Annotated in this window: 11 protein-coding genes; 9 read left to right on the top strand and 2 right to left on the bottom strand. The window is 68.8% G+C overall.

Annotated features, from left to right (window positions below):
* Positions 1 to 16 precede the first annotated feature (16 nt).
* Both RCH22_RS01395 and RCH22_RS01400 read right to left on the bottom strand, forming a co-directional pair.
* Positions 17 to 496 carry a hypothetical protein gene (locus RCH22_RS01395; RefSeq protein WP_327012541.1) on the bottom strand — a complete coding sequence of 160 codons (480 nt, stop codon included), beginning with the start codon at positions 494 to 496 and terminating at the stop codon, positions 17 to 19.
* On the bottom strand, positions 493 to 1,899 hold the full coding sequence (locus tag RCH22_RS01400; protein WP_327012542.1) for a serine/threonine-protein kinase: 1,407 nt from the start codon (positions 1,897 to 1,899) through the stop codon (positions 493 to 495). The genes RCH22_RS01395 and RCH22_RS01400 overlap by 4 nt, the downstream gene beginning before the upstream one ends.
* Before the next feature lie 85 nt (positions 1,900 to 1,984).
* On the opposite strand from RCH22_RS01400, the gene RCH22_RS01405 reads away from it, so the two are divergent.
* From RCH22_RS01405 to infB, 9 genes are all read left to right on the top strand, one after another.
* On the top strand, positions 1,985 to 3,394 hold the full coding sequence (locus RCH22_RS01405) for an RIP metalloprotease (protein WP_327012543.1): 1,410 nt from the start codon (positions 1,985 to 1,987) through the stop codon (positions 3,392 to 3,394).
* Between the two features lie 110 nt (positions 3,395 to 3,504).
* Positions 3,505 to 4,776: a sensor histidine kinase gene (locus RCH22_RS01410; RefSeq protein ID WP_327012544.1), complete on the top strand. Its 1,272-nt coding sequence runs from the start codon at positions 3,505 to 3,507 to the stop codon at positions 4,774 to 4,776.
* Positions 4,773 to 5,432, top strand: a complete 660-nt coding sequence (locus RCH22_RS01415; RefSeq protein WP_327012545.1) for a response regulator transcription factor — start codon at positions 4,773 to 4,775, stop codon at positions 5,430 to 5,432. The genes RCH22_RS01410 and RCH22_RS01415 overlap by 4 nt, the downstream gene beginning before the upstream one ends.
* 106 nt (positions 5,433 to 5,538) lie before the next feature.
* Positions 5,539 to 5,907: an SHOCT domain-containing protein gene (locus RCH22_RS01420; RefSeq protein ID WP_327012546.1), complete on the top strand. Its 369-nt coding sequence runs from the start codon at positions 5,539 to 5,541 to the stop codon at positions 5,905 to 5,907.
* A gap of 167 nt (positions 5,908 to 6,074) precedes the next feature.
* Positions 6,075 to 7,232, top strand: a complete 1,158-nt coding sequence (ispG, locus tag RCH22_RS01425) for a flavodoxin-dependent (E)-4-hydroxy-3-methylbut-2-enyl-diphosphate synthase (RefSeq protein WP_327012547.1) — start codon at positions 6,075 to 6,077, stop codon at positions 7,230 to 7,232.
* A 122-nt stretch (positions 7,233 to 7,354) separates the two neighbouring features.
* Positions 7,355 to 9,118, top strand: a complete 1,764-nt coding sequence (locus RCH22_RS01430; protein WP_327012548.1) for a proline--tRNA ligase — start codon at positions 7,355 to 7,357, stop codon at positions 9,116 to 9,118.
* 135 nt (positions 9,119 to 9,253) lie between these two features.
* Entirely contained in the window at positions 9,254 to 10,264 is a 1,011-nt protein-coding gene (gene nusA, locus RCH22_RS01435) for a transcription termination factor NusA (RefSeq protein WP_134445864.1), read from the top strand.
* 8 nt (positions 10,265 to 10,272) lie between these two features.
* The gene (locus RCH22_RS01440) at positions 10,273 to 10,530 is read left to right on the top strand and encodes a YlxR family protein (RefSeq protein ID WP_134445863.1); all 258 of its coding nucleotides are present in this window, start codon (positions 10,273 to 10,275) and stop codon (positions 10,528 to 10,530) included.
* Between the two features lie 76 nt (positions 10,531 to 10,606).
* A complete protein-coding gene (gene infB / locus RCH22_RS01445; protein ID WP_327012549.1) occupies positions 10,607 to 13,480 on the top strand; it encodes a translation initiation factor IF-2 in 2,874 nt (957 codons plus the stop codon).
* Positions 13,481 to 13,483: the final 3 nt, after the last annotated feature.

A 13,483-nucleotide genomic window follows, 5' to 3' on the forward strand; every position in this document is an offset into this window, starting at 1 on the left:
CGGCCGATGACGAGGGTCACCCGTCGCAGTTGTCCTTTTTCGGATCGCACTTGTCCTTCTTACCGTTGCCCTTGCCGTTGCCGTTGCCGCTGTCAACGGACGGAACCGGGACTGGGATGGCGGCCGGAGTAGCGGAACTGAGCCTGGCCGCCTCCTCGAGCGCGGCGAGGTCTGCGGTCACGCTGTCGATCGCAGCCTGGATCTCGGTCGCACGGGTTCCCGTGACCTGGCCGGTCGCGGCCGCCGTGAGCAGGTCGGCCTGCACGGCGTCGAGGGCGGCAGAGGCGCCCGGGTAATCGCCGGCCGCAGCGGCCTCCGTCACCGAGAGCACGCCGGACTGCAACTGGCTCGCCGTCGACGGCTGAACGGGGGAGCTGTCGGAAGCGCACCCCGTGAGGGCGGCGGCCACGAGCAGCGCGCCGCCCACGAGCGCGGCGAGGCGGCCGCAGATGCCGTTGGTGCCGGTGCCGGTGCTCTTGCGCATGCCGATGCTCACGGTGCCACGCTTTCCTGGAGCTGTCGCAGGTGTTCCCCGAGGGTGCCGGCGACGTCGGGGTATGCCGGGGTGCTCGTGGATGAGCCGGCAGGGGCATCCGCCTGGGCAGGGGGGCGCAGCGTGAAGCCGAGCACGATGATCGTGATCAGGGCGACCGCGGCGACGGCGAGCACGGCGAGACCGGTCCTGCCGGTGAGCACGCGAGGCCAGGCCGTGGTCCGGGGTGCGCGAGCGGATGCCGCCGGCGCCCCGGTCGCCTGTCGTGGCGCCCCGGAACCGAGGGCCACCGTCTCGGCAGTAGACCCGGCACTGGCGAAGACGGTGGACTCGCCGGGAAGGACCCGCGTCGGGGCATCCGTTGCCGAGAAGGCGCGTGTCGCAGCATAGGCCGCCGTCGGGTCCAGCGCCTGCGTCGGGGCATCCGACGCCGGGAGGAGGCTCGTCGGGGTGTACGCCTCCGTCGTCGCACCGGCATCGGGTGACACGGTCGCCTCCGTCGTTCCCGCGATGGTTTCCGCCGCCGCCTCGGACCGCGCCAGCAGCCGCAGGCGCTGCGCGGCATCCGCCGGGCTCAGCCGCTCGCCCGGTTCGCGCTGGGTCATGCCGCCGAGCACGTCCGCCCACGCCGGACCGAACGCCGGGGGGATCTCCGGGTCGCGCTGCAACCGCGCCATCGCGGACTCGATCGCCGTTCCCGGGTAAGCCCGCTCGCGGGTGAGGCATTCGAGCAGCACGAGACCGAGCGAGTAGACGTCGCTCGGCGCGCCGATCGTCGTGCCGAGCGCCTGTTCGGGGCTGAGATAGCCGGCCGTGCCGAGGAAGGTTCCTGTCGCCGTGAGGCGGGTCGCGTCGACGAGGCGGGCGATGCCGAAGTCGGCGAGCTTGGCGTGCGCCGCGCGTCCGGGGAACCCGGAGGCGGCGAGCAGCACGTTCGCCGGCTTGATGTCGCGGTGGATGATCCCGCGTTCGTGCACGTAGTGCAGCGCTTCGGCGAGGTCGGCGCCGAGTGTTGCGACCTCCGAGCGCGGCAGCGGGCCTGAGGCGATCCTCGTGCGGAGGTCGGTTCCGTCTACGAGCTCCATCACGATGAAGGTGCGCGCGGTCCCGTCGACGATCGCGGTGCCTGCGTCGAAGAGCGTGACGAGGGCGAAATGGTTGAGGCTCGCCAGCACGGCGACTTCGCCGCTCTGACGTTCCGGACCCGCGTCGTCCGCGGTGTCGAGCCGGAAGAGCTTGACCGCGACGGTGCGGCCGAGGGCGAGGTCGGTCGCCTCATACACGACGGCCATCCCGCCGGCGCCGATCAGGCGGTCGATCCGGAAGCGGTCAGCGAGGCTGACGCCGATGAGGCCGTCAACGGTGCGGGGACCGCCGGAGGAAGGCGAAGACAGGGGAAACTCCATTCGGGTTCGGTACCCCCCAAGCAAACCACACCCCGCATAACAAACCGCCAGCGGCCTGTCAGCTTCGGGTGGGTAATCTACGACTGTGGAAACCGTGCTGCTGTACATATTGGGCGTCGTGATCGTCGTCGTCGGACTCGCCCTGTCCATCGGCCTGCACGAAATCGGCCACCTGCTGCCGGCGAAAGGGTTCGGCGTCAAGGTCACTCAGTACATGATCGGTTTCGGCCCCACGCTCTGGTCGCGCCGCAAAGGCGAGACGGAATACGGAGTGAAGGCCATTCCCCTCGGTGGCTATATCTCGATGATCGGCATGTTCCCGCCCGCGAAGCCCGGGGAGAAGCCCCACCCGAACAGCACGGGCTTCTTCAACCAGCTTGTGCAGGAAGGCGCTCCTGCCCAGGACCCCCTAGCCCAGGACCCGAGCGCGAAGAAGCCAGGGGCCCTGACGAGCCTCGTCGAAGATGCCCGGCAGTCGAGCGCCGACACCATCGGTGCAGGCGAGGAACACCGCGCCTTCTACCGCCTGGCGGTGTGGAAGCGCATCATCATCATGCTCGGGGGGCCCACCATGAACCTGCTGATCGCGGTCGTGCTCTTCGCGGTCCTCCTGATGGGCTTCGGCACCGCGCAGGCGAGCACAACGGTCGGAAGTGTGTCCGCCTGCGTACTCCCCGCGACGAGTACCCAGACCACCTGTGCCGCGACCGACGAGAAGTCCCCGGGGGCGGCAGCGGGCCTGCAGCCCGGCGATCGCCTCGTGAGCATCGGCGGCACCGCGATCACGAGCTGGGACCAGTCGACCGGGATCATCCGCAGCTCACCCGGCACCCCGCTCGCCGTCGTCGTCGACCGCGCCGGAACCGACGTGACTCTGACGATCACCCCCAAACTGACCGAACGGTACGTTCTCGACGCCGCGGGGAAAGTCACTTCGGATGCCGGGGGCAAGGCCATCACGCAGGAAGTCGGCTTCGTCGGCATCGGCCCGGCAGGCGAACTCGTCCAGCAGCCCGCCACGGCCGTACTGCCCGCCGTCGGCGACAACGTCGGCGCCGTCGTGCACATGATCCTGAACCTCCCCCAGCGGATGGTCGACATCGTCAATGCCGCGTTCGGTCCTGGCGAGCGCGACCCGAACGGTCCGATCAGCGTCGTCGGAGTCGGCCGCGTCGCCGGCGAGATCGCTAGCGTCAACACCATCCCCGTCGCAAGCAAGGCCGCGAGCCTGATCGGCCTGCTCGCCTCCCTCAACGTGGCCCTGTTCGTGTTCAACCTCATCCCGCTGATGCCGCTCGACGGAGGCCACGTCGCCGGCGCACTCTGGGAGGGCCTGCGCCGCCGGGTCGCGAAGCTCTTCAAGCGCAAGGATCCCGGCCCCGTCGATATGGCCAGGCTGATGCCGCTCACCTTCGCGGTCGTCATCCTGCTCGGTGGCATGAGCCTCTTGCTCATCTACGCCGACATCGTCAAGCCGATCAACCTCTTCGGCTGAGACCCGGAGCCCCGGGCCCGCGGTTCGGCCGCATACTCCCGGGCCCGCGGTTCGGCCGCATACTCCCGGGGGCGGATGCCGCGGGTCGTCCCGGCACGTAGCATCGGAATATGCCACCACTCTGGGATACCGACGCGCCGTGGTTCGACCACGAGCGATCTCTTCCCGGCGGCCCCGGCAACCGGATGCCCCGAGCGGGCCGCGTGCTCTTCCCCGCGATCTTCTCGTTCCTGGCCCAGGTGCCCGCCACCGTGCTGCTCGCCCGCTACGGCCGCGAATTCGGCCATACCGGCCACGACCTCGGCGGTGAGCTCGGCGCGCCCCGGCCCGGCTGGTTCCTCGCGGTCGCCCTCGCCCTGATCGGCCCGATCGCCCTCCTCGGCGCACGCCGCTTCCCGGGCCCTGTCGCTGCTGTGTGCGCTGCGGCGGCCGGAGCGCTCATCCTGCTCCGCCCGGACATCGGCCTGCCCTACGTCGCCGTGGGTTTCGCGATCGTGCTCGGGATCGTGCGCGGTGCGCGGGTCTGGGTCTACGCATCCGTCGCCGCGGCCTGGACCGCGACGATCGCGCTCGCCGGAACGCTCGGAGTGCCGCTTCAGCCCGCCCGCATCGCGCTCACGACCGTCGCCCTCGCCGTGCTCTGCGCGATCGGGGAGACGGTCCGCACCCGGCGCGAGCAGATGCGCGAGCTGCGCCGGCGAGCGGATGCCCGCCGCCAGTCCGCGGAACAGCGGGAGCGTGTGCGCATCGCGCGCGAACTCCACGACGTTCTCGCACATTCGCTGTCCCTGATCAACGTGCAGGCCGGAGTCGGACTGCACCTCATCGACAGCCAGCCCGCCAAGGCGGCAGAGGCCCTCGCGAACATCAAGCTCACGAGCAAGAACGCGCTCGACGAGGTGCGCACGGTGCTCGGCATCCTGCGCGCGGACACCGAAGGGGAGACCGGCGGGCGTGCCGGGGGAGCCGTGCCGCTCACCCCCGAGCCAGACCTGTCCCGGCTTCCCGCCCTGATCGACTCGTACAGCGCCCAGGGGCTGCACGTCGAGCTCGTCGCGCAACTGCAGCCCGTGACGGAGGCCACGACCGCCGCCACCCAGCTCGCGCTCTACCGGATCTGCCAGGAAGCACTCACCAACGTGCTGCGGCACTCGCAGACGCTCTCCGCGACCGTCCGGCTCGAGCTCGACGACGGTGACGCCGTGCTCACCGTGACCGACGAGGGCTCGACCGAGCCGCTCGACCCGGCCATCGTTCCGGGCGGCGGTCTGCTCGGTATGCGCGAACGCGCGGAACTCCTCGGCGGGAGCCTGCGGGTCGAACGACCCTCGCCGGGCGGGTTCCTCGTCGAGGCGCGCCTGCCCCTGCGGAGGAGCCGGTGATCCGCGTCGTGATCGCCGATGACCAGCAGCTGATCCGGGCAGGCTTCCGCTCGCTGCTCGAGTCCGAACCGGACCTCGAGGTCGTCGCAGACGCCGCAACGGGGACGGAGGCCGTCGAGCAGGTCACCCGGCTCCGGCCCGACGTCGTGCTGATGGACATCCGGATGCCCGGCGGCGACGGCCTCTGGGCGACAGAGCAGATCGTCGGCAACCCCGAGCTGGCGGGAACGCACATCGTGATCGTGACGACCTTCGAGCTCGACGAGTACGTCGTCCAGGCGATCCGGGCGGGCGCGAGCGGCTTTCTCGTCAAGGACACCGAGCCGACCGAACTGATCCGGGCCGTGCGCGTCGCGGCGGCGGGGGACGCCCTGCTGTCGCCCGGGGTCACCCGGCGACTGCTCACCCGGCTCGAGACCGGGCTGCGGCGCCCGAGCGATCCGGCCGCGCTCGCCGTGCTCACGGACCGGGAGCGCGAGGTCCTCGCGCTCGTCGGCCGCGGGCTCACCAACACCGAAATCGGCGTGCGACTGTTCCTGAGCCCGCTCACCGCGAAGACGCACGTGTCGCGGATCATGTCGAAGCTCGCCGCGCGCGACCGTGTGCAACTCGTGATCGTTGCCTACGAGACAGGCCTCGTCAGCGACGGCTGGTGACCTGCACCCGGGGGAGTAGTGCAGGTGCCTCCTCCCGGCTGATGCGCCGTCGAGCGGGGCGGGAAAGAATCGGATCATCGGTTCCTCCACAGAGATTGGACTCACCATGCTTGTGACAGCGGTTCTCACCGGGTTCGCCACCCATATGGGCTACGGCCCGGGCTGGGGCGGCGGGCCGGTCTGGTTGTTCTTCCTGATCCCGTTCCTCGGCATTGTTCTCGTCGTCACCCTCTTCGCGATCCTCGGCAGGCGCTGGCGTCGCCACGGCGGACCAGGCTTCTCCGGCCATCCCGGCTGGCAGGCGTCGCAGGCGGCCCAGGCCGGCCAGGCCGACGGCACCCGCAGCGCAGAGAAGACCCTTGCCGAGCGCTTCGCCCAGGGCGATATCGACGAGGTGGAGTACCGGGCACGGCTCGAGGTGCTCCGTGCCAACCGCGCGGACCCCGCTCCCGGCGCGCCGCTCCCGCCCCGGTAGCCGCCCGGGTTCTCGGTTCCCGGCTCTTTCGGGCGAGCGCGCCAGTTGCGCCGCTGCGCTGCAGGCATGCCTGTCGCGCAGCGGCGCAGGTGGCGCGCAACGGCCGGCTCGGTGCGGAAATCGCCTGAGCCGGGCATCCGCCCAGTCAGGGCACCTAAGATATTCGCGTGGCTGCAATCAATTTGGGAATGCCCAAAGTACCTGAAATCCTCGCTCCCCGGCGCAAGAGCCGGCAGATCAAGGTCGGCAAGGTGCTCGTCGGCGGTGACGCCCGGGTGAGCGTCCAGTCGATGACGACGACCCCGACTACGAACATCAACGGCACCCTGCAGCAGATCGCCGAACTCACGGCGAGCGGCTGTGACATCGTGCGTGTCGCCGTCCCGAGCCGTGACGACGCCGAGGCCCTGCCGATCATCGCGAAGAAGAGCCAGATCCCGGTGATCGCGGACATCCACTTCCAGCCGAGTTACGTCTTCGCGGCGATCGACGCTGGCTGCGCCGGCGTGCGGGTCAACCCGGGCAACATTCGCAAGTTCGACGACCAGGTCGGCAAGATCGCGGCGGCGGCCAAGGCGGCCGGCGTCTCGATCCGGATCGGCGTCAACGCCGGCTCCCTTGAGCCGAGCATCATGCAGAAGTACGGCAAGGCCACCCCTGAGGCACTCGTCGAGAGCGCCGTCTGGGAGGCGAGCCTCTTCGAGGAACACGACTTCCACGACTTCAAGATCTCGGTCAAGCACAACGACCCCGTGATCATGGTCAAGGCGTACCGCCTCCTCGCCGAGCGCGGCGACTGGCCCCTGCACCTCGGCGTCACCGAGGCCGGCCCCTCCTTCCAGGGCACCATCAAGAGCGCGACGGCCTTCGGCATCCTGCTCGGCGAGGGCATCGGCGACACCATCCGCGTGTCGCTCAGTGCCCCTCCCGCCGAAGAGGTCAAGGTCGGCCTGCAGATCCTCCAGTCGCTCAACCTCCGCGAACGCAAGCTCGAGATCGTCTCCTGCCCGAGCTGCGGCCGCGCCCAGGTGGATGTCTACAAGCTCGCGAATGACGTCACCGACGGCCTCGAGGGCATGACCGTCCCCCTGCGCGTTGCCGTGATGGGCTGCGTCGTCAACGGGCCGGGCGAGGCCCGCGACGCCGACCTCGGCGTCGCATCCGGCAACGGCAAGGGCCAGATCTTCGTGCGCGGCGAGGTCATCAAGACTGTGCCGGAGTCCGAGATCGTCGCGACCCTCATCGAGGAGGCCAACCGCCTCGCCGCCGAGATGCCGCCATCCGAGGACTCCCTCGGTGCCCCCATCGTCACCATCTCGCGGTAGCCCCCGCATTCGCCGCATTCCCGCTGCAACCGTTGCCGTTCCGGACCACTGAGCCTGCCCTGACGGCCACGGTTGTCCGCAACGGCAACAGTCGTGTCCGGCGCGCGCCGTAAAGTAGGGGGGTGCCTACACGTCTGTCGTCTTATTTCCTCCGTACCCTTCGCGAAGACCCCTCGGATGCCGAGGTCACCAGTCACCGACTCCTCGTCCGGGCCGGTTACATCCGCCGCCAGGCCCCCGGTATCTTCGCCTGGCTGCCGATCGGCCTCCGCGTCAAGAACAAGATCGAGACCATCGTCCGCGAGGAGATGGCCGAGGCCGGCGCCTTCGAGGTGCACTTCCCCGCCCTGCTCCCGCGCGAACCCTACGAGGTCACCGGCCGCTGGGACGAGTACGGCGAGGGCCTCTTCCGCCTCCAGGACCGCAAGGGCAGCGACCTCCTTCTCGCGCCGACCCACGAGGAGGTCTTCACGCTGCTCGTGAAGGACCTCTACAACAGTTACAAGGACCTGCCTCTTTCGATCTACCAGATCCAGGACAAGTACCGCGACGAGGCCCGTCCCCGTGCCGGCCTCCTGCGCGGCCGCGAGTTCACGATGAAGGACGCGTACTCCTTCGACTACACCGACGCCGGCCTCGACCTGAGCTACCAGGCCCAGCGCGACGCCTACGAGCGCATCTTCACCCGTCTCGGCCTCGAGTACGTCATCGTCAAGGCGGATGCCGGTGCGATGGGCGGATCCCGGAGCGAAGAGTTCCTGCACCCCACTCCCATCGGCGAAGACACCTTCGTGCGTTCGGCCGGCGGGTACGCCGCCAACGTCGAGGCATTCACGACCCTGGTCCCTCCCGTCATCGACTGGACGGCGCTTCCGGCCGCCGAGGTGCACGACACCCCGGACACCCCGACCATCCAGACCCTCGTCGACAGCGCGAACGCGAACCACCCGCGCACAGACGGCAGGGAGTGGACCGCAGCGGACACCCTCAAGAACATCGTGCTCGCCCTGACCAACCTCGACGGCACCCGCGACCTCGTCATCGTCGGAGTTCCGGGCGACCGCGACGTCGACCTCAAGCGCGCCGAGGTCGCCTTCGCCCCCGCAGAGGTCGAAGCGGCGAACCCCGGCGACCTCGCCAAGCACCCGGGCCTCGTCACCGGCTACATCGGGCCGTGGGCCCTGCCCGGTGCCGTGCTCGGCGAGAAATCGGCCACCGGCATCCGTTATCTCGTCGACCCCCGCGTCGTCGACGGCACAGCGTGGATCACCGGAGCGAACGAGAACGGCCGCCACGTCTTCGGCCTCGTCGCCGGGCGCGACTTCGCCGCCGACGGAACAGCCGAGGTCGCGAACGTTCGCGCCGGCGACCCGGCGCCCGATCGCTCCGGCCCCGTCGAGCTCGCGCGCGGCGTCGAGATCGGCCACGTCTTCCAGCTCGGCCGGAAGTATGCGGAAGCGCTCGGACTCAAGGTTCTCGACGAGAACGGAAAGCTCGTTACGGTCACGATGGGCTCGTATGGGATCGGGGTCACCCGCATCCTCGCCCTCCTCGCCGAGCTCAACAACGATCCGAAGGGCCTGATCTGGCCGGTGTCGGTAGCCCCGTTCGATGTGCACGTGATCGCGGCAGGACGCGACGAGATCGTCTTCGAGACCGCGGCCGCCGTGGCCGCGACCCTCGAGGCGACCGGGCGGGACGTCATCTACGACGACCGCCGCAAGGTCTCGCCCGGCGTCAAGTTCGGCGACGCCGAACTGATCGGGGTTCCGCAGATCGTGATCGTCGGACGCGGAGCCGTCGACGGCATCGTCGAGCTGTGGGACCGCCGCACGGGAGAGCGCACCCAGTGCGCTGTGGAAAACCTCGGGGCGCACTTCGCCTGAGAACCGCCCAGAAAGTCCCTCTGAAACAGGCGCTCGTTTCCTTCGGGGTGACGGGCGCCTGTTCCGTCGGGTACCGTAGATACCAGCCCGCTGCGCAGTTTCGCGGCGGCAGAATCTGAATAGAGGAGGCCGGCCATGGACATCGACCTCAGCGTGTTGCGGCAGTTGGAGCGCGAGAAAGAGATTCCCTTCGAGGAACTCGTGCAGATCATCGAGCAGGCGATCTTGACGGCATACGTCAAGCACACCCACCAGGGTGAGACAACGAAGCAGGCCGTCGAAGAAGAGCCGGAAGCGCGTGTCGTCCTCGACCGCAAGTCCGGCCATGTCGACATTTTTGTACCAGAGCTCGACGACGACGGCAACGTCATCGGCGAAGCGATCAACAACCCGACCGACTTCGGCCGGATCGCGGCCTTCGCCGCGAAGCAGGTCATCAACCAGCGTCTCCGCGACCTGGCCGATGACGCGGTGCTCGGAGAATTCAAGGGACGCGAGGGCGAGATCGTCGCCGGCGTCATCCAGCAGGGCCCGAACCCGCGGATGATCCACGTCGACCTCGGCACGATCGAAGCGATCCTTCCGCCGGAGGAACAGGTCCCGGGCGAGACGTACGTGCACGGAGCCCGGATCCGGGTCTACGTCACGGCCGTCGGCAAGGGCCTCAAGGGGCCGCAGATCACCGTGTCGCGCACCCACCCGTCCCTCGTCCGGCGCCTGTTCGCCCTCGAGGTCCCCGAGATCGCGAGCGGTGTCGTCGAGATCGTCTCCCTCGCCCGCGAGGCCGGCCACCGCACCAAGATGGCCGTGCGCGCGACCGAGCCCGGCGTCAACGCCAAGGGCGCCTGCATCGGCGAACTAGGCCAGCGCGTCCGCGCCGTGACGGCTGAGCTCAACAACGAGAAGATCGACATCGTCGACTACTCGCCGGACCTCGCGACGTTCGTCGCGAGCGCCCTGTCGCCGGCCAAGGTGACGAGCGCCTACGTGATCGACCAGTCGATCAAGGCCGTTCGCGCCCTCGTTCCCGACTACCAGCTCTCGCTCGCGATTGGCAAGGAGGGCCAGAATGCACGTCTGGCCGCCAAGCTGACGGGTGCCAAAATCGACATCCAGCCGGACAGCATCCTGGAGGACACGGAATAGGGGGTACGATGGAACCCGTTAGAACGTGCATTGGATGCCGTTCGCGCGCTCCGCGTGCCTCTTTACAGAGGTTCGTAGCCCGAGACTCGGAACTCGTGGTGGATCAAACCGCCACTCTGCCCGGTCGAGGTGCGTGGCTGCATCCCAGCATCGAATGCTTCCAAGACGCACTGCGGCGACGCGCCTTCGGGCGTGCCCTTCGCGTGACCAGTCCTCTGGACGCGAAACAACTAGAGAACAGGCTGAACTGGCTAATGGACAACTAATGAGCGGCTCGAAATGAGACCCGTCCGTTACTAACGGTCTGCCCCTTTCCGGGTGCAGACCCGGAATTGGAGAATTGTGGCTGCGAAACCACGCGTACATGAGATCGCTAGCGAGCTCAATGTCGACAGCAAGGTAGCCCTTGCGAAACTGAAAGAGATGGGCGAGTTCGTCAAGGGCCCGTCCAGCAGTGTTGAACCCCCGGTAGCCCGTCGCCTGCGCGCGGCTCTGCTGGCCGACGCCGCTTCCGGCGCCGGAACCACTGCCCCGTCAACCACCCCGGGTGCCGGCGCAACGCCGGGTGCCCCCACAGGCGTCAAGCCCGGCGCGCGGCCCTCACCGGCGCGTCTCGCGGTCAAGCCGGGTGCACGCCCGAGTGCGGCTCCTGCTGCGCCCGTCGAAGCCCCCGCAGTTGATGCCGCACCGCATCCCGTCGCGCCCCTCACCGTCGCAGAGCGCCAGACGGTCGCCGTCGAGAAGGCAGCAGCCGCTGAGAAGTCCGCGAGCATCGAGAAGGCTGCCGAACAGGCTGCCGCAGCAGACCCGAACGCCCCGAAGACGGCCACCCCGGCGGCCAAGTCCGACCGTGGACCGTCCTCAGGCGCCAAGCCCGGCGCGAGCGTTCCGCGCCCGCCGTCGGCACGTCCGGGCAACAACCCCTTCGCCAGCAACCAGGGCATGGGCAAGACCCCCACGCCGCGTCCGGGCAACAACCCGTTCGCGAGCGCACAGGGCATGGGCCAGCGCCCGCCGTCCTCGACGGCCCCGAGCAACATCCCCCGTCCCGCCGCACCGCGCCCCGGGGCGCCGCGTCCGGGCGGACCCGGCCAGGCTCCGCGCCCGACCGGTTTCGGCCAGCGTCCCGGCGCGTTCCAGCGTCCGGGCGGCGCCGGAGCCGGCGGAGCACGTCCCGCCTTCCAGCGCCCCGGTGGCGCCCCCGCCGGTGCCCCCGGCTTCGGCCCGCCGCGTCCCGCCGGTGGCGGCGGCGCAGGTGGCCGCGGTCGCGGCCCCGGTGGCGGAACCGCTGGTGCGTTCGGTCGCGGAGGCGGCAAGAACAAGGCCCGCAAGTCCAAGCGCACGAAGCGCGCCGAGTTCGAGCTGCGCGAAGCCCCGTCGCTGGGTGGCGTCAGCGTCCCCCGCGGTGACGGCGGAACCGTGGTGCGTCTGCGCCGCGGCGCCTCGATCACGGACTTCGCCGACAAGATCGACGCGAGCCCCGGAAACCTCGTCACCGTGCTGTTCCACCTCGGTGAAATGGCGACGGCGACGGAGTCCCTCGACGAGGCGACCTTCGATGTGCTCGGTGAAGAACTCGGTTACAAGATCCAGATGGTCTCGCCCGACGACGAAGATCGCGAACTGCTTCTCGGCTTCGACATCGACATCGACCAGGAACTGGCCGAAGAGACCGATGACGAGCTCAAGGCCCGTCCGCCGGTCGTCACCGTCATGGGTCACGTCGACCACGGAAAGACCGCGCTCCTCGATGCGATCCGTAACGCGAAGGTAGCCGCTGGCGAAGCCGGCGGAATCACCCAGCACATCGGTGCGTACCAGGTCATCACCGAGCACGAGGGCATCGACCGTGCCATCACATTCATCGACACACCGGGCCACGAGGCGTTCACCGCCATGCGTGCCCGTGGTGCCCAGGTGACGGACATCGCGATCCTCGTGGTTGCGGCGGACGACGGCATCATGCCCCAGACCATTGAGGCGCTGAACCACGCCCAGGCGGCCAATGTGCCGATCGTGGTCGCGGTCAACAAGATCGACAAGCCAGGCGCCAACCCGCAGAAGGTGCGCCAGCAGCTCACCGAATTCGGGCTCGTCGCCGAAGAGTACGGCGGAGACGTCATGTTCGTCGACGTGTCCGCGAAGCAGAAGATCGGCATCCAGGAAATCCTGGAGGCCGTCCTCCTCACCGCGGACGCCGGACTCGACATGCGCGCCAACCCCGACAAGGACGCCCGTGGCGTCGCCATCGAGGCTCGTCTCGACAAGGGCCGCGGCGCGGTCGCAACAGTGCTCATCCAGTCGGGAACGCTGCACGTCGGCGACTCGATCGTCGCCGGAACGGCCTATGGCCGCGTTCGTGCGATGGCCGACGAAAACGGCGTTGCCGTGCTCGCCGCGACTCCGTCGCGCGCCGTGCAGGTCCAGGGCCTCTCGAGCGTTCCCCGGGCCGGCGACACCTTCCTCGTCATCCAGGAAGACCGCACCGCCCGTCAGATCGCCGAGAAGCGCGAAGCCGCCGAGCGCAACGCCCTGCTGGCCAAGGCCCGCAAGCGCATCAGCCTCGAAGACTTCACCCGTGCACTCGAAGAGGGCAAGGTCGAATCGCTCAACCTCATCATCAAGGGTGACGTGTCCGGTGCCGTCGAGGCCCTGGAAGAGTCGCTCCTCAAGATCGAGGTCGACGACTCCGTGCAGCTGCGCATCATCCACCGCGGTGTCGGTGCGGTCACGGAGAGCGACGTCAACCTGGCAACCGTCGACAACGCCATCATCATCGGCTTCAACGTGCGCCCGGACACTAAGGCCCGCGAGCGTGCCGCCCGCGAGGGTGTCGACGTGCGGTTCTACTCGGTCATCTACAACGCGCTCGAGGACATCGAGAACTCCCTCAAGGGAATGCTCAAGCCCGAGTTCGAAGAGGTGCAGAGTGGTGTCGCCGAGATCCGCGAGGTGTTCAGCTCGTCCAAGTTCGGAAACGTGGCCGGCGTCATCGTCCGCTCGGGTGTCATCACGAGGAACGCCAAGGCGCGGGTCATCCGCAACGGCGTCGTCGTGGGAGACAACCTCGGCATCGAGTCGCTGCGTCGTTTCAAGGACGACGTCACCGAGGTTCGTACGGACTTCGAGGCCGGTATCGGTCTCGGCAAGTTCAACGACATCCAGATCGGCGACGAGATCGAGACGATCGAACTGAAGGAAAAGCCGCGCGTCTGACGA

Origin of the sequence: Cryobacterium sp. GrIS_2_6 (assembly GCF_035984545.1) — a bacterium.
GTDB lineage: Bacteria > Actinomycetota > Actinomycetes > Actinomycetales > Microbacteriaceae > Cryobacterium.